General features: G+C 60.8%; 23 protein-coding genes. 7 read left to right on the plus strand and 16 right to left on the minus strand.

Annotated features, from left to right (window positions below):
• Positions 1-31: 31 nt before the first annotated feature.
• Entirely contained in the window at positions 32-865 is an 834-nt protein-coding gene (locus ACYQ12_RS05605; protein WP_459868927.1) for a pirin family protein, read from the minus strand.
• Positions 866-963: 98 nt separating this feature from the next.
• Here ACYQ12_RS05605 and ACYQ12_RS05610 point away from each other — a divergent pair, with 98 nt between their 5' ends.
• Both ACYQ12_RS05610 and ACYQ12_RS05615 read left to right on the plus strand, forming a co-directional pair.
• The gene (locus tag ACYQ12_RS05610; protein ID WP_459868930.1) at positions 964-1,890 is read left to right on the plus strand and encodes a LysR family transcriptional regulator; all 927 of its coding nucleotides are present in this window, start codon (positions 964-966) and stop codon (positions 1,888-1,890) included.
• An 87-nt stretch (positions 1,891-1,977) separates the two neighbouring features.
• Positions 1,978-2,982: a glutathione S-transferase family protein gene (locus ACYQ12_RS05615; protein ID WP_459868933.1), complete on the plus strand. Its 1,005-nt coding sequence runs from the start codon at positions 1,978-1,980 to the stop codon at positions 2,980-2,982.
• Here ACYQ12_RS05615 and ACYQ12_RS05620 read toward each other — a convergent pair.
• Genes ACYQ12_RS05620 through ACYQ12_RS05630 form a run of 3 tightly spaced genes read right to left on the minus strand, consistent with a single transcriptional unit; the run spans position 2,979 to position 3,785 of the window.
• Entirely contained in the window at positions 2,979-3,095 is a 117-nt protein-coding gene (locus tag ACYQ12_RS05620; RefSeq protein ID WP_459868936.1) for a DUF188 domain-containing protein, read from the minus strand. The two genes, ACYQ12_RS05615 and ACYQ12_RS05620, sit on opposite strands and share 4 nt — an antisense overlap.
• Before the next feature lie 51 nt (positions 3,096-3,146).
• Positions 3,147-3,260, minus strand: a complete 114-nt coding sequence (locus ACYQ12_RS05625) for a DUF188 domain-containing protein (RefSeq protein ID WP_459868938.1) — start codon at positions 3,258-3,260, stop codon at positions 3,147-3,149.
• A 51-nt stretch (positions 3,261-3,311) separates the two neighbouring features.
• Entirely contained in the window at positions 3,312-3,785 is a 474-nt protein-coding gene (locus ACYQ12_RS05630; RefSeq protein ID WP_459868941.1) for a YaiI/YqxD family protein, read from the minus strand.
• A 438-nt stretch (positions 3,786-4,223) separates the two neighbouring features.
• Between ACYQ12_RS05630 and ACYQ12_RS05635 the strand changes: the two genes are divergently transcribed.
• Together ACYQ12_RS05635 and ACYQ12_RS05640 are read left to right on the plus strand one after the other, a co-directional pair.
• Entirely contained in the window at positions 4,224-5,939 is a 1,716-nt protein-coding gene (locus ACYQ12_RS05635) for a DEAD/DEAH box helicase (RefSeq protein WP_459868944.1), read from the plus strand.
• A gap of 199 nt (positions 5,940-6,138) precedes the next feature.
• Positions 6,139-6,252, plus strand: coding sequence for a 30S ribosomal protein THX (locus ACYQ12_RS05640; protein ID WP_459868947.1), 114 nt, complete (start codon positions 6,139-6,141; stop codon positions 6,250-6,252).
• 158 nt (positions 6,253-6,410) lie between these two features.
• On the opposite strand, the gene ACYQ12_RS05645 is transcribed toward ACYQ12_RS05640, so the two are convergent.
• The 5 genes from ACYQ12_RS05645 to ACYQ12_RS05665 all read right to left on the minus strand — a co-directional run bounded on the left by ACYQ12_RS05645 (position 6,411) and on the right by ACYQ12_RS05665 (position 12,281).
• Positions 6,411-7,841: an FAD-binding oxidoreductase gene (locus ACYQ12_RS05645; RefSeq protein ID WP_459868950.1), complete on the minus strand. Its 1,431-nt coding sequence runs from the start codon at positions 7,839-7,841 to the stop codon at positions 6,411-6,413.
• Positions 7,842-7,858: 17 nt separating this feature from the next.
• A complete protein-coding gene (locus ACYQ12_RS05650) occupies positions 7,859-9,115 on the minus strand; it encodes a TRAP transporter large permease (RefSeq protein WP_459868953.1) in 1,257 nt (418 codons plus the stop codon).
• Positions 9,112-9,594, minus strand: coding sequence for a TRAP transporter small permease (locus ACYQ12_RS05655; protein WP_459868956.1), 483 nt, complete (start codon positions 9,592-9,594; stop codon positions 9,112-9,114). The genes ACYQ12_RS05650 and ACYQ12_RS05655 overlap by 4 nt, the downstream gene beginning before the upstream one ends.
• A 98-nt stretch (positions 9,595-9,692) precedes the next feature.
• Positions 9,693-10,763, minus strand: a complete 1,071-nt coding sequence (locus ACYQ12_RS05660) for a TRAP transporter substrate-binding protein (RefSeq protein WP_459868959.1) — start codon at positions 10,761-10,763, stop codon at positions 9,693-9,695.
• 213 nt (positions 10,764-10,976) lie between these two features.
• Positions 10,977-12,281 (minus strand): L-fuconate dehydratase, encoded by a 1,305-nt coding sequence (locus ACYQ12_RS05665; protein WP_459868961.1) that lies wholly within the window; start codon positions 12,279-12,281, stop codon positions 10,977-10,979.
• A gap of 160 nt (positions 12,282-12,441) precedes the next feature.
• On the opposite strand from ACYQ12_RS05665, the gene ACYQ12_RS05670 reads away from it, so the two are divergent.
• From ACYQ12_RS05670 to ACYQ12_RS05680, 3 genes are all read left to right on the plus strand, one after another.
• Positions 12,442-13,392 carry a LysR substrate-binding domain-containing protein gene (locus ACYQ12_RS05670; protein ID WP_459868963.1) on the plus strand — a complete coding sequence of 317 codons (951 nt, stop codon included), beginning with the start codon at positions 12,442-12,444 and terminating at the stop codon, positions 13,390-13,392.
• 250 nt (positions 13,393-13,642) lie between these two features.
• Positions 13,643-15,172: a UxaA family hydrolase gene (locus ACYQ12_RS05675; RefSeq protein ID WP_459868965.1), complete on the plus strand. Its 1,530-nt coding sequence runs from the start codon at positions 13,643-13,645 to the stop codon at positions 15,170-15,172.
• Between the two features lie 23 nt (positions 15,173-15,195).
• Positions 15,196-16,161: a GntR family transcriptional regulator gene (locus tag ACYQ12_RS05680; protein WP_459868967.1), complete on the plus strand. Its 966-nt coding sequence runs from the start codon at positions 15,196-15,198 to the stop codon at positions 16,159-16,161.
• A 24-nt stretch (positions 16,162-16,185) separates the two neighbouring features.
• Here ACYQ12_RS05680 and ACYQ12_RS05685 read toward each other — a convergent pair whose 3' ends face one another.
• The 7 genes from ACYQ12_RS05685 to ACYQ12_RS05715 form a co-directional block, all read right to left on the minus strand.
• The gene (locus ACYQ12_RS05685; protein WP_459868969.1) at positions 16,186-17,073 is read right to left on the minus strand and encodes an NAD(P)-dependent oxidoreductase; all 888 of its coding nucleotides are present in this window, start codon (positions 17,071-17,073) and stop codon (positions 16,186-16,188) included.
• Between the two features lie 62 nt (positions 17,074-17,135).
• On the minus strand, positions 17,136-18,188 hold the full coding sequence (locus ACYQ12_RS05690) for an Ldh family oxidoreductase (protein WP_459868971.1): 1,053 nt from the start codon (positions 18,186-18,188) through the stop codon (positions 17,136-17,138).
• A 235-nt stretch (positions 18,189-18,423) separates the two neighbouring features.
• Positions 18,424-19,392 (minus strand): Bug family tripartite tricarboxylate transporter substrate binding protein, encoded by a 969-nt coding sequence (locus ACYQ12_RS05695; protein WP_459868973.1) that lies wholly within the window; start codon positions 19,390-19,392, stop codon positions 18,424-18,426.
• Positions 19,393-19,532: 140 nt separating this feature from the next.
• Positions 19,533-20,375 (minus strand): fumarylacetoacetate hydrolase family protein, encoded by an 843-nt coding sequence (locus tag ACYQ12_RS05700; protein ID WP_459868975.1) that lies wholly within the window; start codon positions 20,373-20,375, stop codon positions 19,533-19,535.
• 36 nt (positions 20,376-20,411) lie between these two features.
• Positions 20,412-21,152: an SDR family oxidoreductase gene (locus tag ACYQ12_RS05705; RefSeq protein WP_459868977.1), complete on the minus strand. Its 741-nt coding sequence runs from the start codon at positions 21,150-21,152 to the stop codon at positions 20,412-20,414.
• A gap of 70 nt (positions 21,153-21,222) precedes the next feature.
• Entirely contained in the window at positions 21,223-22,020 is a 798-nt protein-coding gene (locus tag ACYQ12_RS05710) for an aldolase/citrate lyase family protein (protein WP_459868979.1), read from the minus strand.
• Positions 22,021-22,057: 37 nt separating this feature from the next.
• On the minus strand, positions 22,058-23,569 hold the full coding sequence (locus ACYQ12_RS05715) for a tripartite tricarboxylate transporter permease (protein WP_459868981.1): 1,512 nt from the start codon (positions 23,567-23,569) through the stop codon (positions 22,058-22,060).
• Positions 23,570-23,571 lie beyond the last annotated feature (2 nt).

Genomic DNA, 23,571 nt, shown 5'->3' on the forward strand with positions numbered 1-23,571 from the left:
GCATCTTGGCGAAGCGCAGTTCTTTGATGCGTTACTGCATCAAAGTACCGTCCTGGTAGTCGCGCAATGTCTGTTCGAGTTCTTCCCTTGAATTCATGACAAAAGGACCGTAGTGAGCGATGGGCTCACGATGTGGCGTGCCGGCCAGCAGCAACGCGCCCGATTCGGTATCGCTGAGCAGCGACAAGGCATCACCCGAACCCATGATCGCCAGTGTACCTTGAGATACCTCTCGGCCTTCAATAGCCAGCTTACCTTTATAACAGTAGACCAGCAACGTTTCGGCCTCTTGGGTCAATTGCAAGCGGCTGCCGGCGGAGAGCCTGACATCGGCAATGGCTCCATGACCGGCCAGCCGGTCGAGCGGTCCCGATACATGCTGCTCGCCGAGGTGCCAGTCACCGCCCAGCGCGATGAGTCGGCCACCCTCGACGGTGATCTGTGGCATCTCGGCGCCCTGGACATCACGATAGGTCGGTGGGCTCAGCTTGTCCCGGGCGGGCAGGTTGAGCCACAGCTGAAAAGCGTGCAGGCCGTCGCTATCTGCCAGGGGCATTTCAGAATGAACGATGCCCCGGCCGGTATGCATCCACTGCGCATCGCCTGCCCGGATGGTGCTGGAATGGCCCAGATGATCCTCGTGGGTCAGTCCACCATGGATCACGTAGGTCAAGGTCTGGATGCCGCGGTGCGGATGCGAAGGAAAGCCGCTGAGGTATTCGTCGGGGCGATCCGAACCTAGCTCGTCAAGCATCAGAAAAGGGTCGATGCCGCCGCCGAAATCATGGATACGATGGATCTTGACACCGGCGCCATCCTGGCTGGGATGGCCGGGAATCACCCGGGTAACGATGCGTTGAGACATGGCAAGCGTCCTCTGGCGAAGTGACAGAGTGGCATTTTAGGCCAATATTGTCGAACATTAAGCGCATAATATTGCCTTTATCATTCGAGGTTTTCGAAATGTCCCGTGTCACGCTTGCGCAATGGCAAACCCTGGCGGCAGTGGTCGACCACGGTGGTTTTGCTCGCGCTGCCGAGGCCATGCACAAGAGTGCTTCGACGCTCAACCATGCGGTACACAAGCTCGAAGCGCAGTTGGGCGTGCAAGTGCTGGAGCCGGTGGGGCGACAGGTCCGGCTCACCGAGGCAGGAGAGATGCTGCTGCGACGGGCTCGTCAACTGATCGAGAATGCGGCCGCCCTGGAGGATGTGGCCGGCAGCCTGGCGCAGGGGCTGGAGAGCGAAGTGGTACTTGCCGTGGATCAGGTATTTCCATCCGATGCGCTGGCCCGAGCGTTGGAGACATTCTCCAGTGATTATCCCTTTGTGCGGGTACAGCTTCATGAAACGGTACTCAACGGCGGTATCGAAATGCTGCACGATGGCCGTGCTGATCTGGTGATCTCCGGCCTGGCCGCCCAGGGTTTCCTGGGCGAGCCTCTGGCCTCGCTGCGCTTCATTGCCGTCGCACATCCCGATCATCCGTTGCATCGGCTGGGACGGGAGCTGGACCTGCGCGATCTGATCCAGCACCGTCAGCTGGTGGTGCGCGACACGGCACTGCATCAGGCGATGGATGCCGGCTGGCTCAAGGCGGAGCAGCGCTGGACCGTGAGCCATCTGGCCACTTCGCTGGACATGCTCGAGCGGGGGCTGGGGTTTGCCTGGTGTCCCGAAACACGTATTCGTGAAGCGCTCGAGGAGGGGCGTCTCAAGCCGCTGCCCCTCAATGCCGGCGGTGTTCGGCAGGTTCCGGTACAACTGATTTTCAGCGACCGGGACCGTGCGGGGCCGGCGACTCGGGCCATGGCCCACGCCCTGGTGGAAGCGGTCGCCAAGAGCTGCCCGGAACAGGGGGTTTCGATACCATCGAATGATACGGCGTAAAACTTGCCAAGGACGCCAGGAGGCAAGCGGTTTACTCTGATGAAACAGTTCGACGCAATAGCATGCCGTGAATGACAGGGAGGCCGTATGGGCTTGTTGATCGAAGGCAAATGGCACGACCAGTGGTACGACACCAAGAAGCATGGCGGCGAATTCGTGCGCGAATCGGCCAAACTACGCGACTGGGTGACACCGGATGGGAGACCAGGCCCCGAGGGGCAGCCGGGTGTGCCGGCCGCAGCGGGGCGATTTCATCTTTATGTCTCCCTGGCCTGTCCCTGGGCGCATCGCACCTTGATCATGCGCAAGCTGAAGGGCCTCGAAGACGTGATCGGCGTCTCCCATACCAGCCCGCTGATGCTCGGGCAGGGCTGGACATACAATGAGGAGGAGGGCGCCAGCGGCGATCCGCTCAATGGCGTCAACTACCATTATCAGCTCTACACCCTGACTGACTCCGCCTATACCGGCCGTGTCACGGTGCCAGTCCTGTGGGACAAGCAGGAGCGGCGCATCGTCAACAATGAATCCGCCGAGCTGGTGCGCATTCTCAACGGGGCCTTCGACGAGTTGACCGGGAATCGCCTGGATTTCTATCCCGAGGAGTTGCGCGAAACCATCGACGCGATCAATGCCGATGTCTACGATCACGTCAACAACGGCGTCTACAAGGCGGGTTTCGCCACCGAGCAGGCGGTCTACGAAAAACACGTCACTGCGCTGTTCGAGGCGCTCGATCGACTGGAAGCGCGCCTGAGCGACCAGCGTTACCTGGCCGGTGACTGGCTGACCGAGGCGGACATTCGCCTGTTCACTACGCTGGTGCGCTTCGATGCCGTCTACCACGGCCACTTCAAATGCAACCTGAGACGTATCGAGGACTACCCCAATCTATCCAATTACCTGCGTGAGCTGTATCAGTGGCCGGGCGTTGGAGAGACGGTCAACTTCGACCATATCAAGCGCCACTACTATTACAGCCACGCCAATATCAATCCCACGCGTATCGTGCCCAAGGGGCCGCTTCTCGGGCTCGATCGTCCTCACGATCGCCAGCGTCTGCCGGGGCGGGGGATTCGCGAAAAGGATTAGCGGGTCTGCCGGGCCAGCCAGCGATCCAGAGCGTTGGCGAAATCGCGTCGGTCGGCATCGGAATAGCCCCTGGGGCCGCCGGTGTGTTCGCCGCTGGCGCGCAGGGTTTCCATGCATGTCTTGAAAAGCCGCATCTGGACCCGGTGCAGAGGTGCCTGCCGAGATCAGCGATGCCGGGCCAGCCAGCGATCCAGAGCGTTGACGAAATCGCGCCGGTCGGCATCGGAATAGCCCTTGGGGCCGCCGGTGTGTTCGCCACTGGCGCGCAGGGTTTCCATGCATGTCTTGAAAAGCCGCATCTGGACCCGGTGCAGAGGTGTCTGCCGAGATCAGCGATGCCGGGCCAGCCAGCGATCCAGAGCGTTGGCGAAATCGCGTCGATCGGCATCGGAATAGCCCTTGGGGCCGCCGGTGTGTTCGCCGCTGGCGCGCAGGGTTTCCATGAAGTCACGCATCTGGACTCTGGCGCGGATGTTATCCCGCGTCAGCGCCTCGCCCCGAGAGGTCATCACCTCGGCACCTTTCTCGATCGCCTCCATGGCCAGCGGTAGATCGGAAGTGATCACCAGATCCCCCGCAGCGGCGCGGCGCACGATCTCCTGATCGGCGGCGTCGAGGCCGCTGGTCACGGCCAAGGCTTTGACCCAGGGGGAGGACGGCAGTGGCACCTGATGGTTGGCGACGAACCAGGCAACGATTCGGGTGCGCTCGGCGGCACGGATCAGAATGTCACGTACCACACGCGGGCAGGCATCGGCGTCGATCCAGAGGGTAGGTGCAGACAATGAAGAGTTAGGCGGCATGGCATTTTCCGGCTACCAATGAACATTCCCACCATACACTAGACAGGCATTCTCGACGATGGTAGTATGCGCGCTCTCCTCGCATGTGTTGACCCCACCATCCTGCTGATTCGCCCCTGACTCTGTTGTCGATGCCTGAAGGGCATGGCATTGGGACGATTCCTACGCAAGGCGCACAGACCACGATGGATTACGAGTGGCTGAGAAAGCGCCTGGGTGCATAGATGGAACGCCGCTGATGCCAATTCGGCCCGGCGTATAAGGTCGCCACACTGTTCGTCCTTCACCGCATCCCGTGGTGACGGCCGTGAAACGAACAGCACGCAGGTGCGACCCGGTGCCATGTCACGTTGCCCATGTTCATGCGAACTGCAACCAGAAGCGACAAGGCGCCACAACATTCTCCCGCCGGTGATTACCGGTTACTCAAGGTGTTATATGACCTCGACTTCTGTTGCCTCGCCGAGCTTCGGCGACCTGGCGCTGTCATCTGCTGTACTTTCCGCTCTGGAAACCCTGGGCTACGAAATGCCCTCGCCGATCCAGGCGCAGACCATACCGGCCCTGCTGGAAGGCCGTGACATGCTGGGCCAGGCCCAGACCGGTACCGGCAAGACGGCCGCTTTTGCGCTGCCGCTGCTGACCAAGCTCGAATTGACCCGTCGTGAGCCCCAGGTACTGGTGCTGGCGCCGACCCGCGAACTGGCCCAGCAGGTGGCGGTATCGTTCACCAAATACGGCCAGAACCTGCAGGGACTGGAAGTGGCCAGCCTGTGCGGTGGCCAGGAATACCGTGAGCAGCTCGGCGCGCTGCGTCGTGGCGCTCAGGTGATCGTGGGCACCCCGGGCCGTGTCATCGATCACCTCGATCGCGGCAGCCTCAAGCTCGACGGCCTGTCCGCCCTGGTGCTCGACGAAGCCGACGAGATGCTGCGCATGGGCTTCATCGACGACGTCAAGCGTGTGGTCTCCGATACGCCCAAGAACGCCCAGCGTGTGTTCTTCTCCGCCACGTTGCCGGCCGAGATCGAGCGCATCGTCAACCGCTATCTGGTTGATCCGGTCAAGGTGGCCATCGAGTCCAAGGCCGACACCGCGGCGAGCATCGACCAGCGTCTGGTTCGCGTCGACGGTGGCGCCAAGCTGGAAGCGCTGTCGCGCATCCTCGAGGTCGAGCCGGTGGACGCCGCCATCGTCTTCGTGCGTACACGTGCCGCCTGTACCACCCTGGTCGAGCAGCTCACCGCCCGTGGCATCAATGCCGCCGCGCTGTCCGGTGACCTGGACCAGAGCCTGCGTGAGCGTACCGTGGCGCGGCTCAAGAAGGGCAAGATCGATGTCCTGATCGCTACCGACGTGGCGGCTCGCGGCCTCGACGTGCCGCGTATCACTCACGTGGTCAACTACGACCTGCCGCAGGACAGCGAAGCCTACACGCACCGCATCGGCCGTACCGGCCGGGCCGGACGCTCGGGTGTGGCGATCACCTTCGCCGGTGTCCGTGAGACCCGCAAGGTTCGCTGGCTGGAGCAGGCCACCGGTCAGACCATGACCGACACCGAGCTGCCCGATGAGACGGCGATTCGTGCCCACCGTGACGAGCGCTTTCGCGAGCGCGTGATCGGTGCACTGACGGCCGGTACCGAAGAGCAGCGTGCGCTGGTCGAGCGGCTGATCGGCGAAGGCCACGATCCGGTCGAACTGGCCTGCGCTTTTGCCGCCATGGCGCGTGCAGATGAGGCTCCGATCGGTCGCCTGCCCAAGCCGGGAGCGCGCAACGACCGTGAGCGTACGTCGGCACCGCGTGACGGCAAGCCGCCGCGCCGCCGCGACAGCGGTCCTTCCGAGGGCATGACGCGCTATCGCGTCTCCGTGGGCCACAAGGATGGCGTCAAGCCGGGCCAACTGGTCGGCGCCTTGGCCAATGAGGGTGGCATCGAAGGCTCGCGCATCGGACGTATCGATATCCGTAATGCCTTCTCGGTCGTCGAACTGCCCAGTTCGCTGCCGGCCAGCATCCTGGCCAAGATGGCCCGTGCCCGTGTCGCCGGTCGCGCACTGGAGATCAGCGAAGATCGCGGCGCTCCCGAGCGCGCCCCGCGTCGTCGCAACGACGATGACGCGCCGGTACGCCGCCGCTCGCAGGCATCCTGAGTGAGGCGGCTCACGCCCAAGCCGTGAGCCGTCGTAGCGCCGTAAGGCGCCGCCATGAGCCGAAGTCCGGAACCATTCCGGGCTTCGGCTTTTTTTGTCCTGCTTTCATCGGCACGCTCCACTTGACCTCGTGCACAGGTTTTTCCAGGCTCAGGAAGGTGAATTCCGTTCCGACATCGATCTGCAAGGAGGAGGACACATGGCAAAAGGTGATGCGCGCAGCAAACGCGGCAAGATCAATCGGGGTTCCTTCGGACGCCGACGTCCACGCAAGGAGCGCCAGCGCAAGCGTCTGTTGGCGCGCGGCTTCTAAGCACTTCTGTTGACGATAAAGGGCGGCCCACCGGGCCGCCCTTTTTGTTCTGCGAGGCCATCGAATCTGACTGGCATCGTGGAATCTGCCGATAGCTCAAACGATGGCTGGCCGATCCGGCGGAACCCTGATCTATCAGGCGTATTCCTGGGCCCGGTTCACGATCCTGGAGCAGGCAGGATGCGCCCCATGGCCATCAATTGATCGGGATCGAAAAGCTGCTTGAGGCCGGTCAGCAGTTCCAGTTCCACTTCGCTGACACGCTGCAGATAGGCCTCCTGCTTGACGCGGCCGATGCCGTGCTCGGCGCTGATACTGCCATCGAAACGATCGACAACTTCGAACAGCGCTATTTCGATCTCGTGCAGTAGCGCTTTCTTTTTCGTCTCATCAAGCGCTGCCGGCGGCAATACGTTGAAATGCAGGTTGCCGTCGCCGACATGGCCATAGGCGATCACCGTTGCATCGGGCCATTGAGCGTTCACCGTCTGGGTGGCGGCATTGGCGAAGTCGGCGAGCCGGGAAATGGGCACCGAAATGTCGGTACGTAGATGCTCGCCACGCATCTGCTGACCTTCCAGCATGCTTTCGCGGAACTGCCACAGCCGGCGGGACTGCGCTTCGCTGGAGGCGAGGGTGCCGTCGAGTACCAGCCCTTCCTCCATGCTATGTTCGAGCAGGGACTCGAGCATCTCGCCGAGATCCACCGGGCCGGTGGCAGCGAGTTCGAGCAGCACGTAGATGGGGTGGGCATCGTCCATTGGATCGCTGAGCTGGGGAGCGGCTTCCAGTGCCAGTTCGATGCATCCGCGGGGAATCAGTTCGAAGGCCGAAAGCAGATCGCTGCATTCACGACGTGCTCGGGCATAGAGCCGCATCGCCGCATTCACCGAAGGGACGGCAAGCATCGCCGTCAGACTCTTCACGGGGCGCGGAAACAGCTTGAGCACGGCGCCGGTAATGATGCCCAGCGTACCTTCGCTGCCAATGAACAACTGCTGCAGACTGTAGCCGCGATTGTTCTTGTGCAGGGCGTGCATGCCGTTCCAGATGCGCCCGTCGGGCAGTACTACCTCCAACCCTAGAACCAGTTGACGCATCATGCCGTAGCGCAGCACGTTGAGACCGCCGGCGTTGGTCGCGACATTGCCGCCGATCTGGCAACTGCCTTGGGCGCCCAGCGCAAGCGGAAAATAGCAGTCCTCGGCCAAAGCGGCGTTCTGGACCTCTTCCAGGACGCAGCCGGCATCCACCGCGATACTGAAATTGAGCGGATCGATGGTGCGAATGTGATTCAGCCGTTCCAGGCTGATGATCAGCTCCGGCCGGTCCGGATCGGGCATCGCGCCGCGCACGAGACCGGTATGCCCGCCTTGGGCGACCATGCGTATGGCGTGCTGTCGGCACAGTTTCACGGTTTCCGCGACCTGCTCGGTGGAAGCGGGGCGGGCCACTGTCAGCGGCATGCCCAGACGATCGCCTGCCCAGTCCTTGACGTAGCGCTCATGATCCATTGGATCTTGCAGCACGCCCTCCGGGCCGAGCAGCGCAACGAGTTGCTCGACGAAGCGGGGTGATTTCTCGATCATGTTGCCTTCCTGTTGACTTATTTGAACCACAACACGACTCCCGGCACGAAGAGGAACAGCGCAAGCAGAGCCAGTAGGGTGAAATAGTAGGGAAGCAGGCTCTTGACCAGATCTTCCAGGCTGACCCTGCCGACTCCGCAGCCGACATAGAGAACGGTACCCACGGGCGGGGTAATCAGCCCGATGCCGAGCACGAATGACATCAAGACACCGAAGTAGACCGGGTCGATGCCCAGTTTGACGACCACCGGTGTCATCAGCGGCGCAAGAATGACCATGGCCGGGGTGAGGTCCATGAAGAAGCCCACGATCAGCAGGAAAAGCGTCAGAATGCCCAGGATGATGTACTTGTTCTGGGACAACTCCGAGAGCATGACGACGATCTGCTGAGGAATCAGGTTGGCGGTCAATAGCCACGCCAGGACGCTGGCAAATGCCAGCAGCAGCAGGACCACCCCGGTCAAGCGGCCGGTGGCCACACACAGCGAGAAGAAGCTCTTCAAGGTGAGGCTGCGATACACGAACATCGACACTGCCAGAGCGTACAGCAGGGCTACAGCGGCGCTTTCGGTAGGCGTGAAGACGCCGCTGAGAATCCCGCCGACGATGATGACCGGCAGCAGCAACGCGAGCACCGAGTCCTTGAGTGCGGCGACGAGTTCCTGGAAGTCGAACGGTTGAGCGGCGCCGGTTTTCTTGGATTGGAAGTACGTCGCCAGGGCCAGGCCCATGGTGATTAGAATCCCCGGCACGATGCCGGCCATGAAGAGCTGAGAAATCGAGGTGCCGGTCACCACCCCGAAAAGTATCATCGGAATCGATGGGGGAATGATGATGCCCACCACCGAGGCGGCGACGACAATGGCGGTGGCGCGTGGCCCCGAGTAGCCGTGTTGCTTCATCGGGTTGATCATCATGCTGCCTACCGCCGAGGCATCCGCCACGGCGGAGCCGCTGATGCCGCCGAAGAACATCGAGGTCAGCACGGTCACCTGGCCCAACCCGCCGGCGATGAAGCCCACCATGGCGCTGGCCAGGCGTACCAGGCGCTTGGCGATGCCGCCTGAACTCATGACCTCGCCGATAAGGATGAACAGGGGGATGGCGAGCAGCGGAAAGGAGTCAAGCCCATTGATCGCCTGCGAGACCAGCGTGGTCAGGCCATAGTCGGCGACGTAGAAGATGAACAGGCAGATCGCGGCCAAGCCAAACGAGATCGGCATGCCGATCACGATACAGGCGAACAACCCCAGCAGAATGCTCCACAAAATCATGCCGCACCTCGCTTGAAGACTTTGTAGAGAAACAGGGTGTTGCCGATGAGAGTCAGCACTGCCATGACCACCATCGCACTGTAGAGAACGGTCTTGGAAATGCCCAGAAAGGGGGTCGTGCCCACGTAGCCCGAAATAATGCCGTCGAAACCGACGAAGATGCTGATGCAGACCGCGTAGATGATCGCCGCTGCCAGTACGGCGAAGAATTTTTGCAGTAAGGGGGGCGCCTTGTCCTTGAACAGGGTTACGGCGACATGTTGATTGGTCAAACTGGCGATGCCTGCGCCAAGTAGTACCATCCAGATGAAGAACAAGCGTGAGACTTCCTCCGCCCAGGCAAAGGAGTAGTTGAACAGAAAACGGCCGAAGACGTTCATCGATACGGTGATGACCACGCCAATGACGAGGAGCCCGATGATAACGTCCAATCCGCTTATCAGCTTGTTCAAGTAGGCGTTACCCGAACGTGACTTCATGAAGCCTCCAGGGAGGGATGCTTATCATGGTGAGGCCGAGGCAGGGAAGGTCGTGGCCGACCTTCCCTGCAAACTAATGGTACTGAGGCGCGCGGCGATTATTGTTGCTTTTGTGCCTGTTGTACCTGGTCGCGGATATCGTCGATCAGCTCACCGCCGATTTTGTCGCGCCAATCTTCGTAGACCGGTTCCAGCTTATCCTGAAAGGCCTGGATCTGCGCGTCGCTGAGCTCGGTGATCTGCATGCCGGAAGCTTTCAGATCCTGCTTGATCTGATCGTTCAGCGTACGGCTGACTTCACGCTGGTAGTCGCCCATCTCGGTCGCCGCGTCGCGCAGCAATTGCTGATAATCTTCCGGCAGACGGTCCCAGAAACGCTTGGATACCAGGGTGATGAACGGCGTGTAGACGTGGTTGGTCTCGGTGGCGTAGTCCTGAACCTCATTGAATTTGGAAGATTCGATGGTGATCCAAGGGTTTTCCTGGCCGTCGACGACGCCTTGCTCAAGCGCTGTAAAAAGCTCGGCGAATGACATCGGTGTGGGGTTGGCGCCCAGGGTCCGCCAGATATCCAGGTGAAGTTCGTTCTCCATGGTGCGGATCTTGAGGCCGTCGAGATCCGCCGGCTTTTCGACGGGATGCTGGCTGTTGGTCAGTTGGCGATAGCCGTTCTCACCCCAGCCGATGGCGACCAGACCTTGCGAGGACGCGTCTTCGAGCATCTGCTGGCCGATCTCGCCATCGAGCACGGCATCGGCCATTTCCGGTTTGGGGAACAGGAATGGCAGGTCGAAGACCGCGAACTGCGGGAACATATTCACCAGCGGGGAAGTGGAGGGCATGGTCATTTCCAGCGTGCCGGCCTGAAGAGCGCTGGTAGCCTGGCGATCATCACCCAACTGAGCGCCGGGGAAGAGATCCACCTGAATATGCCCGTCGCTACGTTGTTCGACAATCTTCTCGAAATACTCAAGACCTCGGTATTGCGCCCCGGATTCCGTGGTACCGATGCTGAACTTGATCTTGAAGTCGCCATCGGCCTTGACGGTATCACCTGTGACGTCGGGTAAGGGCGGCATTTCGGTCGCCGCGGAGGCACTGAGCGCAGTCAAGCCGAGCAAAGCGCCGCCGACGATGGAAGCGAAGCGTGACGTTGTGGTTGTTGTCATCCTGTCCTCCAGAACTAATGGTTGGTGCTGGCATGTGTGTCACGAATGACACCGATCACATTGCGACTTGCAGCAGAATTGTTGTTGTACGTTGGCTGCGCAATTCGTTGGCCAACAGCATGTCTGCTTTGGATTGCCTGAATGTTGAACATAAACCCAGACATCCCCGGTGTGACTTGATCGTTAGTCGTAGTTGGCCAATTAATTGGAGGCCTATGATGGATTCCAGGCCTCGCCTTCGGGATAGCGATGGTGCTCGAGTGAGGCCTCATGCATGGCGATGCTGTATCCCGGAGCTTCCGGTACCTGGTAGCGCCCCCGGTGAATGCGCACCGGATCGATGAAATGCTCGTGCAGATGATCGACATACTCGAGAATGCGCCCCTCGAGCGAGGCGGATACCGCGATGTAGTCGAACAGGGAAATGTGCTGGGTATATTCGCAAAGTCCCACGCCGCCCCCGTGCGGACAGACGGGGACGTCGTATTTGGCTGCCATCAGCAGCACTACGATCACTTCATTGAGACCGCCCAGACGTGCCGCATCAAGCTGGCAATAGTCGAGCGCACCGGCCTGGAACATCTGCTTGAACATGACGCGGTTATGGCAATGCTCGCCGGTAGCCACGCCGATGGGGTAGATCCGCTCGCGAATCTCGGCATGGCCGAGAATGTCGTCGGGGCTGGTCGGTTCCTCGATCCATAGCGGTTCGAACTGGGCCAAGTCACGCATGTTGGCGATGGCCTCGTCGACGTCCCACACTTGGTTGGCATCCATCATGAGCGGACGCTCCCAGCCGATCTCCTCGCGCAGAATGGCGGTACGTCGACGGTCCTCGGCCAGGTCGCCGCCGACCTTCTGCTTGAAATGCGTCCAGCCCTCGGCCAGCGCCTCACGCGCCAAGTGGCGAACCTTGTCGTCGGAATAGCCGAGCCAGCCTGCGGAAGTGGTATAGGCCGGGTAGCCATGTTCGCGCATTTCCCGTTCCCGCTCGGCCTTTCCCGCTTCGTTGCGCTTTAACAGAGCAATGGCTTCCTCGGGGGTCAGTACATCGCTCACGAAGCGAAAGTCCAGGCAGCGCACCAGTTCTTCGGGCGTCATGTCCACCAGCAGTTTCCAGACCGGCTTGCCTTCCACTTTTGCCCATAAATCCCAGACGGCATTGACGATCGCGGCGGTGGCCAGATGAATGACGCCCTTTTCGGGCCCCAGCCAGCGCAACTGGCTGTCACCGGTGATGAGCCCTTCCCAGAAGCGGCCCATGTCGGCAGTGATCGAGTCCAGTGAGCATCCCACGATCAGCCGGCTTAGCGACTCGACGGCAGCGACGCAGACCTCGTTGCCACGACCGATCGTGAACGTCAGCCCGTGCCCCGTGGGGCCCTGGCCATTGTCGGTGTGCAGGGTGACATAGGTTGCCGAGTAGTCCGGTGCCTCGTTCATGGCATCCGACCCATCCAGTGAGCGGGAGGTGGGAAAGCGGATGTCTTTGACATCCAGATGGGTGATCGTGGTCATTGCTGGTGTTACCTGGCTGCTCGTGGATATTGTGATAGTTGGCGTATACGAAGCTTCTTTCAGCCTAGATGCGTGCCGCAATAACGATCCAATCGAAGTTTTTGTAGTATTGATTACCTTGGGTTATCGTTCAGAGATTCCTATCGTCAGGCCAGGCTCCATGTCATCGGACACGCCGATACAGCTCGCCAGTTGGTTGAGATTCAAGCATCTCGTTCTGCTGACCACCTTGGCGGACAGCCGCAACATGCATGTCACGGCGCGCCGGATGCATCTCAGCCAGCCGGCGGCTAGCAAAATGCTCAAGGATCTCGAAGGCTTCTTCGGCTTTGAAATATTCGTGCGCCAGCCGCGGGCCATGGCCCTGACGGAACTGGGAGAGCATGTCGTGCGCCATGCCCGGATTCTGCTCAACGATGCGGATCGCCTGATGGAGGAGATTGGCGCGCTGCGCAATGGAGGGTACGGGCAATTGATGATCGGCGCGATTCCGGCGGCCGCCCCGGAAATCCTGCCGGCAGCCCTTGCCGAGTTGAAGCATCGCCGCCCGCGCCTGGCGATCAGTTTTCTGGAGCAGTCGAGCGACCGTCTATTGGTCGAACTGGAGTACAAGCGCCTGGATCTGGTCATCGGACGCCTGACCAGCAGCAGCCAGCACAACCTGTTCGATTTCGAGCCGCTGCGCGAAGAGCCCCTGCGGGTCGTCGTCCGCAGCGGCCACCCTCTGCTCGAGCATGACGTGGGGCTGGACGAGATCAGCCGCTGGCCCTGGGTGCTGCATCCTGTCACCAGCCCGATGCGCGGCGTGTTCGAGGCGGCTCTGGCCGAGGCCGGCGTCTTCTCGCCGAGTAGCGTGATCGAGACCACATCCACCCAGACGATTCTTCAACTGCTCAAGACCTCGGACATGCTGACGGTTTTGCCGTGCTCGGTGTTGCGCAGCCCGCTGGCCGCTGGTCAGTATCAGACATTGCCTCTCGTCATCGGCAAACCACTCGACTATTACGGCATCATCACGCGGAAAGGCGAGTTGCTCTCTTCCGCCGCCAGCGAACTGGTGGCTGCGCTGCGTTCCTTGGGCAAAGCCGAGCTCGACGCGTCGTTACCTTGACCTGAGCTGCACCGTCGTTGCGGAGAACGTACCGGCAACGGCCACGTGCTGCCTGCCAGATATCCGCCAGGCTTCGACATAGCAGATGCCGGGGCGAATCACCTGAAATATGTATATTGCGGTCAATGAACATTTTTTAGACGATCGTCTAATCGACGCTATGCAGTAAACCGATAGAGTTCAGGCAATATCGTCTAAAACAATGTTCTGGATTTGCTCAGGCTATATCCGTGACCGTTAGAGGCAGACTATGGAACTTATAAACAATCCAGTTTCGGTAATAAGGCTGAGCGATAACGACAATGTAGGTGTCGCTTCCCAGTCCATTCCCGAAAGTTTTCCTGTCGATGACAGTCAGCACTTGAGCCGGCAGAACATCGATGCGGGCCATAAGGTGGCCCTGAACCGTATTGCCAAGGATGAGCCCATTCTGAAATACGGTCAGGTCATCGGACTGGCCAGCCGCGATATCGAAATCGGCGAGCACGTCCACACCCATAACCTGTCGATGCTGGAGCGCGATACAACCCTGGAGTCGTTCAGGCCCGCCACGAAAACGCCGATCACCAATTCACAGAGAACATTCAACGGCTACCATCGCAGCGATGGCCAGGTGGGGACGCGCAACTATATTGGCATTCTCTCCACGGTGAACTGTTCCGCGACGGTGTCTAAGGTCGCTGCGGAACAGCTCAATGCCTCGCACGAGCTGGAAGAGCTGGGCTTCGATGGCGTCGTTTCGGTGACTCACGGTTCCGGCTGCGCGATAAACGCTCAGTCCGAAGGCTTCGCCTTTCTGGAGCGGGTCATCAGCGGTTACGCTCGGCATCCCAACTTCGCCTTCGTGCTGATCATCGGGTTGGGCTGCGAGACCAACCAGGTCAGGCAACTCGTGGAGAAGTCCGGTCTGTCGGACAATTCACGCATATTCTATTTCAATATTCAGGAGGCGGGAGGCACACGAGGCAGCATTCGCCTGGCCAGAGAGAAGGTCATGGAGATGGCGCAGCAATACGGGCATGCTCAGCGCCAGCCAGCATCACTGAGCCATCTGTGGCTCGCCCTGCAGTGCGGTGGCTCCGACGGTTATTCAGGCATCACGGCCAATCCTGCGCTGGGGCATGCTGCGGATCTGCTCGTTCAGCATGGAGGCAGCACGATTCTCAGCGAAACGCCTGAAATCTATGGCGCGGAGCATCTGCTGCTCGACCGCGCCGTCGAGGAGCGTGTGGCGCGCAAGCTGCTGGATCGCATCGCCTGGTGGAAACACTATACGAAGATCAACGGCGCTGAACTGAACAACAACCCCTCGCCCGGCAACAAGGCCGGTGGCCTGTCGACTATCCTGGAAAAATCGCTAGGTGCCGTCGCCAAGGGCGGCTCTTCTAGCCTCAACGACGTTCTCGAATATGCCGAGCCACTGACCGTGCCCGGTTTCAATTTCATGGATAGTCCGGGATACGATCCGGTCTCGGTGACCGGACAGATCGCCTCGGGAGCCAACGTGGTCTGTTTCACGACCGGGCGCGGTTCCGTCTCCGGTTTCAAGCCGGCGCCCTGTCTCAAGCTGGCAACCAATACCGCCATGTATGAGAAAATGGCTGAGGACATGGATATTAATTGCGGCACTATCGTGGACGGCGACAGAAGTGTCCAGGAAGTCGGCGAAGAGATCTTCGAGAAAATCATCGCCGTCGCTTCAGGCGAAATGAGCGCCAGTGAGTCCCTTGGCTATGGCAACAACGAATTCGTGCCCTGGTCGGTGGGCGCCGTTACCTGATTCGTATCGCTGATAAGAGACATATGGCCAAGACATTGAAAGAACAGCTTTATGATGCCTTGACGCACAGCATCGACAGCGGCCATCTGGAATCCGGGCTTGTGCTGCTGGAGGGAAACATTGCCGAAATCTTCGGCATGAGCCGCTCTCCCGTACGCCAGACGCTGGGACAGCTGCATGAAGAAGGGCGGATCTGCCGGTTCGACGGGAGAGGCTATCTCGTCGGCTCCCGGCCCGACGAGATCATCCGGCGCACGCTCGCGGAGGCGGACTTCCGTGCGGCAGGTGGGAAGGCGCAGGTCAAGCGCAGCGACGAATGGCCTGATCTCGCCGGGCGGGTAGAGCGGGATATCGTGCTCTGCTCCATGAAAGGTCGATTTGAGCTGAATGAGTTGCAGCTTGCCAAACATCTTCAGGTCAGCCGTACGATCACTCACCGTATTCTGCTGCACCTGCAGTCTCTGGGGCTCATCGAGAAGGTGAAGTATACCGGTTGGACGGTGGTTCCTCTGGATGATGAACGGTTGCATAACCTCTACGAGGCTCGTCGTCAGCTAGAGCCCTTCATGATCGCCCAGGCCAGCAGAAGCATGCCCGAGCAGGAAATCCTCGGTTACATCGAAAAGCTGGATGACGCGGCCCGGCGTTATCCGGACATCAAGGGCTCGCTGCTGGACGAGCTGGAAAATGATCTGCATCAGAGGGTAGTCGGCAAGGGGGGGAACCGCGAGATCATGATGATGCTACGGCGTACCCAACCTATCCTTCTGGTCAGCAAGCACCTGCTGGGCTCGGCCATCGCATTTCCACAGCATGATCCCTTCTTCGACGAGCATCGCAGGGTCTTCGAAAGAATGCGTGACAGGCAGACGGAACTGGCGAGCCGGGCACTAGCGGAGCATCTTGAACACTCCGAGTTCAAGGTCATGGATCGGCTGGCCCGGTTTCGTGACACGGGCCAGATCGAAGTGCCCGGCTACCTGTCCTGAAGAACGACAGGGGAGGGGCTGGGATCAGAGCGGCAGATTGTTACGCCGTCTCAGCTCCCGAAACAGCGCGCTATGGTCCAGTTCGCCATCGCCATGCGCGACCAGATTCGCGAAAAGCTGATTTACCAGTGACGCCACGGGGAGATCCAAGGCCAGCTCCTCGGCCAGCGACACGGCCGTTCGGGTATCCTTCAACTGCCATTTCGAGGGGCCGCCGGGCGTGAAGTCCCGCGCTAGCATGCGCGGCGCATGGGCGCGCAGTATCGTGGAATCGGCAAAGCCACCCAACAGCGCTTCACGTACCTTGGCCGGGTCGGCGCCGCCGCGTTCGGCCAGTAGCATCGCTTCGGAGACCGTCGCGATGGTACTGGCGACGACCAGTTGATTGACCAGCTTGGCCAGTTGCCCGGTACCGGCCGGGCCGACCCTTACCGAATGGCCCAGAGGCGCAAGCACGGGACTGGCGCGCTCGAATGCGGCGGGCTCGCCCCCGGCCATGATGGCAAGCTTGCCCTCGATGGCACCCTGCTCGCCGCCTGATACCGGTGCATCCAGATACTGGATATGGCGTGCCGCCGCCGCTTCGGCCTGGCGCCGTGCGCTATCGACGGGTATGGAACTCATCACGATGAGCAAACTTTCGCGTGGCATGGTCTCGATGATGCTCTGCGCCCCCAGCAGCATCTCGTCGCATACCGGGCCGGAACTGAGCATGACAATGACCACATCGGCATCGGTGATTACCTGGCTGGGCGTGTTGGCGACCTCGACGCCCAGCGGGACAAGGGCCTCTGCCTTGCTGAGCGTGCGGTTCCATGCCTTGACCTGATAGCCCGCATTGGCCAAGCGCCCCGCCATCGGCGCCCCCATGATGCCTGTGCCAAGAAAGCCGATCTTATTGTCGTTATGCATATTTCACCTTCCTTCAAAGTGGACCGACATGTCCGGCCCATGCAGGGCGCTGTCGGGCCGCTTCAGATTTCAATGGTACCCCTGAGTGACGAGCGCTCGATTGCCTGGCGCAGCTCCGTGACGACATCGTCGGGTAACGGAATCCCGTCGGCGAGGTAGGCTTGGCGTCGTTCCAGGCCCGCCTGTCCGGGGAGGCGCACCGGACGATATGGGTCGATGGGCCGTGAGCCAAGGCACTGCTTCGCCAGATGATCGGTCTCGTCCAGAAAGTTTTCCTTGCCGCCGAAGCGTGACGGGTCGATGACCATCACCAGCACTGACGCGCCCCAGCCGGTGGGGGCATCCTTGCGACCGAAGCCGCTCAACGCCGAGGTCAAGGCCTCGACCATCAGGCCCAATGCAAAGCCCTTGTGACCGAACTCCATACCGCCAAGCGGCAGGATGCTGCCCGAGGGAGTGGTGAAGAAATCCGCCGGGTCGTCGCTGACATGCCCGTCGTTGGTCAGGATGGCCGGATGCGGTAGCCGAGTCTCGGCGGCCCTGGCCTTGGCCACGCTGCCGTTGGTAACCGTCGACATGCTGACATCCAGCATCACCGGTTGAACCCGGCCGGGAATTCCCATGGCGATGGGGTCGGGTGTGTAGACCGGATCGACGCCGCCAAAAGGGGCCACCGACTTGACGGCAGGATCCGAGGTCATGACGATCGGCACTAGCTCCCGCTCGACGAAGGGCTGGAGATAAGCGGCCAGGCAGGCAATATGATGGGAACGCCTGATGCTGACAATCCCGATGCCGAACTCGCCTGCCGCTGCAGCGCAGCGTTCCAGGGCCTGCTGAACCAGGTAGGGGCCGAGCAGGTAATGGCCGTCGAAAAGGGCGGCGACCGGGCTGGTTTCCTGAATGTCTAGAATTGACGGGTCGCCCTTGGCGTGACCCGCCTGTAGATCGCGCAGATAGCCATTGGCCAGTTTGACGCCATGGGTATGGTGGCCCAGCAGATCGCCCTGGATCAGGATACGGGCCGTGGTCTCACTGACCTCGCGCGATGCACCGCTCTCCGTGAAGAGAGCAACCAACGTGTTCTGCAGCCAGCCTTGCGTGTAACGTGTCATAGGATTCTCGGCGTCTTGTCGGGGTAAGTGCCGTGCAGTTACCTGACGAGCTTCATCGGGGCGCCCAGACCGGGATGTCTGAGCGCTTCGCTTGTGAAACCTTGCGTTCTGCGAGTGAAGAGGAGCGAGCCTCCATGGCAGGCCAGGCATCGTGGCGGTGTCTTGGCGATGGTCATGGTGTGCTGTCGGCCATCAGCCAACAGCGCCTCGAAGCAATCACCTCACGGAGTCGGCCTTATCGGCTCAGGCCGACACTCTCCATTATTTTTCCGAACTCGGTATCCATTTCGGCCATGAACTGTCCGAAGTCCTTCGAGTTGCGCCACTCAGTACCAAAACCCTGCTTGGACATGAAGCTCTGGTATTCATCACTGCGGTAAGCGGCTTCTAGGGCCTGTTCGAGTTTGGCCACGATGTCAGGGTCCATGTCCTGGGGACCGACAATGCCTCGCCATGCGCCATTCTGATAGTTACTGCCAACGGCTTCCTCAATGGTGGGAACGTCGGGGAAACTGTCGAGCCGCTCCGGAGCCATGACGCCCAGACTTCGCACTTTGCCGGCCTCGATCATGGAGCGGGCTTCGGGAACCGAGCTGGCGGCAATATCCACACCGCCCGCGGCGAGCTCGGTCATGGCCGGCGCAGCCCCTTGACTGGGAATCCAGGTTACCTTGTCGGCGGCGATGCCCTGATCCATCATGAAACCGGCATACGCAATGTGCCAGATACCGCCCAGGCCGGTACCCGATGCCACATAAGTGCCCTTGGGCTGTTCCTTGACCGATGCGACCAGTGTCTCGAGCGAGTCGAAGGGTGAGCCATCGGCTACATGAATACCGGCATAATCGAAGTTGATTTGCCCGATCGGCGTGAAGTCTTCATAGGTCAGGTCAGTCAGTCCCTGCCAATGCATCATATTGACCTCGACCGTCGCCAAGCCCAGCGTATAGCCATCAGGCTTGGCCTGGACAATGGCGGTATGCCCGACGACACCGCTGCCGCCGGTGCGGTTGACCACGTTGACAGTCTGGCCCAGCTCTTTCTCGAGGGCACTGGCAATGGTGCGCGCCGTGGTATCGGTTCCGCCACCGGCGGTCCACGGCACGATGATGGTAATGGGCTTTTCGGGATAATCGGCCAGAACCGAGCTTGAGGCAGCGATCAGGGCCAGAGCAACAGCCCCCTTAAGCAGAACTCTACTCATGACATTTATCCTTGTTGTCTTTATTTGCTGTCTTTGTTTGCGTTGATGCCATCAAGATTACAGCGGCTGAAAGATGCGTTAATTGCCATGGCCTGCCGGAGGGCATCGGCACCCGAGCACTTTCTGCAGGATAATCGCTATCAAGCCTGAACGACGTGTTGCTCCTGTTCGCCTAGGCCTTCGATTCCTAGGCGCATGCGTTGACCTTCGCGCAGGAAGACTTTAGGAGATTGACCCATACCCACCCCGGGTGGCGTGCCGGTGGAAATCACGTCGCCCGGCTGCAAACTCATGAACTGGCTCAGGTAGGCGACGAGATAGGGAATACGGTAGACCATGGTGCGGCTGTTGCCGTTCTGGTAGCGCTTGCCGTCGACCTCCAGCCACATGTCGAGTTCGTGCGGGTCGTCGATCTCGTCGCGGGTAACCAGCCATGGCCCCAGAGGACCGAAGGTGTCGCAGCCCTTGCCCTTGTCCCAGCTGCCGCTGCGCTCGAGTTGGAACTCGCGCTCGGAGACGTCGTTGATTACGCAGTAACCCGCCACATGCGTCATGGCGTCGGCTTCGTCGATATAGCGTCCGCCCTTGCCGATCACCACGCCGAGCTCCACCTCCCAGTCAGTCTTCTCTGAGCCACGCGGAATCTCGACATCATCATTGGGTCCGCAGATAGCGCTGGTCCACTTGTTGAAAATCACCGGTTCCGGCGGAACCTTGGAGCCCGTCTCCGCGGCATGGTCAGAGTAGTTGAGGCCGATACAGATGAACTTGCCGACATGCCCCACGCACGGGCCCAAGCGGGTCCCTTCGGGCACGCTCGGCAGTTGCTCGGTGTCCAGCTCGCGCAGGCGCTGCAATGCTTCATCGGCCAGCGCGTCTCCGGCCAAGTCGCCGATGACGGCAGACAGGTCGCGAAGCGTGCCATCGGCTGCGAGTAGACCGGGCTTTTCCTGACCCTTGAGGCCAAAGCGCAACAGTTTCATTAATGCGTTCTCCTTTGAGTGCATAGGCAGGCGGCGTCAGTTTGCCCAGCCGCCGTCGATCAATTGACAGGTACCGGTGATGAAGGCGGCCTCGTCGGAAGCTAGAAATGCCGCCAGGGCCGCAACCTCCGCGGGGCGCCCCAGACGGCCCATCGGCTGGCGGGCGATGAACTCCTGAAGAACCTTGTCCAGGGAGCGTCCCTGCTGGCGAGCCTGCGCCTCGATGCGCTGATGCAGCGAGGGCGATTCGACCGTGCCGGGACAGATGGCATTGCAGCGAATGCCCTGCGTCATGAAGTCGGCCGCCACCGACTTGGTCAATCCGACCACGGCCGCCTTGGTGGTGCCATAGGCGAAGCGGTTGGGAATACCCTTCACGCTGGAGGCCAGCGAGGCCATGTTGATGATGCTGCCACCGCCACGCTTGAGCATGCCGGGCAGAAAGGCCTGAATCATGTGGAACATGGAGGTGACGTTGAGCGCGTAGCTGCGCTCCCAAGTCGCATCGTCGCATTCCAGGACCGTACCGCCCGGGACCATGCCGGCACAGTTGAATAGCACATCCAAGTCAGGCAGTTCGCGCACCAAATGCATGATGGCGGCGCTATCGGTCACATCGAGACGCCGAATGTCGGCACCTTTCAGATCCTCGAGGGCCGAGGTATCGATGTCGGTGGCAATCACGGTTGCGCCCTCGGCCAGAAAGCGCTCCACGGTGGCGCGGCCAATGCCCTGGGCGGCTGCGGTAATCAATGCCGTCTTATTGTCGAGTGTCATGATCGAGCGTTCCTGATGCGTACTGGCACGCTGGAAGCCAGCGTTGTCATGGCTTATGGCCGGCGAAGTCTCAATAAAGACGCGAAGAGGTCAGTGTTTCGATGCCCTTGTAGCGGGCAATCGTGGCCAGGGCGCTCTGGCGCAACAGGCTGATATCGATGCCCACTGCTATAAAATGACAGCCCCACTCCTGATAGCGGCGAGCATCCTCCTCGTGCGGGGCAAGAATGCCGGGCGCCTTGCCGGCGGCCAGAGTGGCATTGATGGCGTGGCGTATCTGCTGCTGAACCTCGGCATGCCCGGGGTCGCCAATATGGCCGAGCCCGGCGGAGAGGTCGGCCGGGCCGACGAACACGGCATCGACACCATCGACCGCGGCGATCGCCTCGACATTCTCGATTCCCTTGCGCGACTCGACCTGCACGATCAGACACAGCTCCTCGTGGGCGGAGTTCGTGTAGTTGGCGATGCCGTCCCAGCGCGTGGCCCGGGCCAGACCGCCCCCGAGGCCCCGGATGCCGAACGAGGGATAACGCATGGCGCTGACCAGTGCCATGGCCTGCTCGGCGGACTCGACCATGGGGATCATCAGCGTCTGCGCGCCAATGTCCAGCAACTGCTTGATCAGCGCGACATCGCTGTTGACGGCGCGAACGACGGGTGACGTGTCATACGGGGCGACCGCTTGCAACTGGGCCAGGATCGACGGCACGGTATTGGGGGCATGCTCACCATCGATCAGCATCCAGTCGAAGCCTGTCGTGGCAACGATCTCGGCGGCATAGCCGGTGCCGAATCCGGCCCAGATTCCGTATTGGGTCGTATCTGAAGTCAGTGCCGCTCTAAACCTGTTGGCTGGGATCTGCATGGAATGTTCCTCGGTCTAATTCGCATCATCTGATGGTTCAGGTGTTCGGCGTCCTATCTGGCTGTTTACTGCGCAGGCGTTGATAGAGCCTGGCCAGCAGGGGCGAGACCCAGATCAGGATGACCAGCGCACCCAGCGAGGCACTGATCGGACGCGAGAAGAAACTCAGCAGGTCACCATTGGACTTGAGCATCGAACTCATGAAGCTGTTTTCCAGCGTGGTGCCCAGCACCAGCCCGAGGATGGCGGGCGCCATGGGGAAATCGCAGCGCGCCAGGATGTAGGCCACCATGCCGACGAGCAGCATGATCCAGACATCGGTGATCGAGTTGTTGATCGAGAAGGCGCCGACGATGCAGAAACACAGAATGATCGGCATCAGGATCTTGCGCGGGGTCAGGATGAAGACCTTGGACGACTGGATGGCCAGGTAGCCGATCGGGAGCATGATCAGGTTGGCGACGAAGAACACCACGAACAGCGAATACACCAGACCGCTGCCCTCCATGAAGATCGTCGGCCCGGGGTTCATCCCTTTCATGTACAGCACACCGATCACGATGGCGGTGATCGAGTCGCCGGGTATGCCGAACACCAGGGCCGGCACCCAGGCGCCGCTGATGCCCGAGTTGTTGGCGGAGCTGGCATCGACGATGCCCTCGATGTGCCCCGTGCCGTAGGCCGCCTTGTCCTTCGAGCGACTCTTGCCGGCGGCGTAGGCGATCCAGGCCGCGATGTCTGCACCGGCACCTGGCAGGGCGCCGATGAGCGTGCCGATCGAACTGCCGCGCAGCATGTTGCGCCAGTACTTCCTCACGTGGGTAGGCACCTGCCCGAACACCTTGTCCTTGCTGAGGGCTGGCGGATTCCTGGCTTCGACGCGCGAGCCGTAGAAGCTCATGATCTCGTTGAGCGCGAACATGCCGATCATTACCGGGATGAAGTTGATGCCCGCCATCAGATCGGGAATGCCGAAGGTGAAGCGTGGCGCTCCGCTCATCATGTCCAGGCCCACGGTGGACAGCAGCAGACCGATCATCAACGAGAGAAAGGCCTTGGTCTTGGAGCCGATCGAGATGAAGATCGAGCTGCTCAACCCCAGCAGCGCCAGCCAGAAGTACTCGTAAGAGCTGAACTTCAGCGCGACTTCCGCCAGCGAGGGGGAGACGAAGACCAGAATGACGGTCCCGAACAGACCGCCGAAAACCGAGCAGACCAGATTGGTGCCCAGCGTTTCCCGGGCGCGGCCCTTCTTGGCCAACTGCGAGGATTCGCCGACGTAAGCGGCCGACGCCGGTGTGCCGGGAATGTTCAGGTAGGTACCGGGAATGTCGCCGGCGAAGATAGCCATGGCCGAAGTGGTGACGATCGCTGCGATGGCCGGCGTCGGGTCCATGTAGAAGGTGATCGGCACCAGCAGCGCCACGGCCATGGTCGCCGTCAGGCCGGGAACGGCGCCGACGAAGATACCGAACGCCGCCGCGGCGAGAATCACCAGCAGCGTCTGGCCGTTGAAGACGAGCTGAAGTCCTTGGAGCAAGGCATCCATGA

The sequence above is a fragment of the Halomonas shantousis genome, assembly GCF_054654615.1.

Excerpts from the sequence above, each read along its gene's own strand:
- ACYQ12_RS05640 (WP_459868947.1), top strand. The coding sequence starts at position 6,139 with ATGGCAAAAGGTGATGCGCGCAGCAAACGCGGCAAGATCAATCGGGGT.
- ACYQ12_RS05660 (WP_459868959.1), bottom strand. The coding sequence starts at position 10,763 with ATGACAACAACCACAACGTCACGCTTCGCTTCCATCGTCGGCGGCGCT.
- ACYQ12_RS05680 (WP_459868967.1), top strand. The coding sequence starts at position 15,196 with ATGGCCAAGACATTGAAAGAACAGCTTTATGATGCCTTGACGCACAGC.
- ACYQ12_RS05705 (WP_459868977.1), bottom strand. The coding sequence starts at position 21,152 with ATGACACTCGACAATAAGACGGCATTGATTACCGCAGCCGCCCAGGGC.
- ACYQ12_RS05645 (WP_459868950.1), bottom strand. The coding sequence starts at position 7,841 with ATGATCGAGAAATCACCCCGCTTCGTCGAGCAACTCGTTGCGCTGCTC.
- ACYQ12_RS05690 (WP_459868971.1), bottom strand. The coding sequence starts at position 18,188 with ATGACACGTTACACGCAAGGCTGGCTGCAGAACACGTTGGTTGCTCTC.
- ACYQ12_RS05620 (WP_459868936.1), bottom strand. The coding sequence starts at position 3,095 with ATGGAAACCCTGCGCGCCAGCGGCGAACACACCGGCGGCCCCAGGGGC.
- ACYQ12_RS05685 (WP_459868969.1), bottom strand. The coding sequence starts at position 17,073 with ATGCATAACGACAATAAGATCGGCTTTCTTGGCACAGGCATCATGGGG.
- ACYQ12_RS05635 (WP_459868944.1), top strand. The coding sequence starts at position 4,224 with ATGACCTCGACTTCTGTTGCCTCGCCGAGCTTCGGCGACCTGGCGCTG.
- ACYQ12_RS05665 (WP_459868961.1), bottom strand. The coding sequence starts at position 12,281 with ATGACCACGATCACCCATCTGGATGTCAAAGACATCCGCTTTCCCACC.
- ACYQ12_RS05650 (WP_459868953.1), bottom strand. The coding sequence starts at position 9,115 with ATGATTTTGTGGAGCATTCTGCTGGGGTTGTTCGCCTGTATCGTGATC.
- ACYQ12_RS05695 (WP_459868973.1), bottom strand. The coding sequence starts at position 19,392 with ATGAGTAGAGTTCTGCTTAAGGGGGCTGTTGCTCTGGCCCTGATCGCT.
- ACYQ12_RS05610 (WP_459868930.1), top strand. The coding sequence starts at position 964 with ATGTCCCGTGTCACGCTTGCGCAATGGCAAACCCTGGCGGCAGTGGTC.
- ACYQ12_RS05710 (WP_459868979.1), bottom strand. The coding sequence starts at position 22,020 with ATGCAGATCCCAGCCAACAGGTTTAGAGCGGCACTGACTTCAGATACG.
- ACYQ12_RS05715 (WP_459868981.1), bottom strand. The coding sequence starts at position 23,569 with ATGGATGCCTTGCTCCAAGGACTTCAGCTCGTCTTCAACGGCCAGACG.
- ACYQ12_RS05675 (WP_459868965.1), top strand. The coding sequence starts at position 13,643 with ATGGAACTTATAAACAATCCAGTTTCGGTAATAAGGCTGAGCGATAAC.
- ACYQ12_RS05615 (WP_459868933.1), top strand. The coding sequence starts at position 1,978 with ATGGGCTTGTTGATCGAAGGCAAATGGCACGACCAGTGGTACGACACC.
- ACYQ12_RS05700 (WP_459868975.1), bottom strand. The coding sequence starts at position 20,375 with ATGAAACTGTTGCGCTTTGGCCTCAAGGGTCAGGAAAAGCCCGGTCTA.
- ACYQ12_RS05630 (WP_459868941.1), bottom strand. The coding sequence starts at position 3,785 with ATGCCGCCTAACTCTTCATTGTCTGCACCTACCCTCTGGATCGACGCC.
- ACYQ12_RS05605 (WP_459868927.1), bottom strand. The coding sequence starts at position 865 with ATGTCTCAACGCATCGTTACCCGGGTGATTCCCGGCCATCCCAGCCAG.
- ACYQ12_RS05670 (WP_459868963.1), top strand. The coding sequence starts at position 12,442 with ATGTCATCGGACACGCCGATACAGCTCGCCAGTTGGTTGAGATTCAAG.
- ACYQ12_RS05655 (WP_459868956.1), bottom strand. The coding sequence starts at position 9,594 with ATGAAGTCACGTTCGGGTAACGCCTACTTGAACAAGCTGATAAGCGGA.
- ACYQ12_RS05625 (WP_459868938.1), bottom strand. The coding sequence starts at position 3,260 with ATGGAAACCCTGCGCGCCAGTGGCGAACACACCGGCGGCCCCAAGGGC.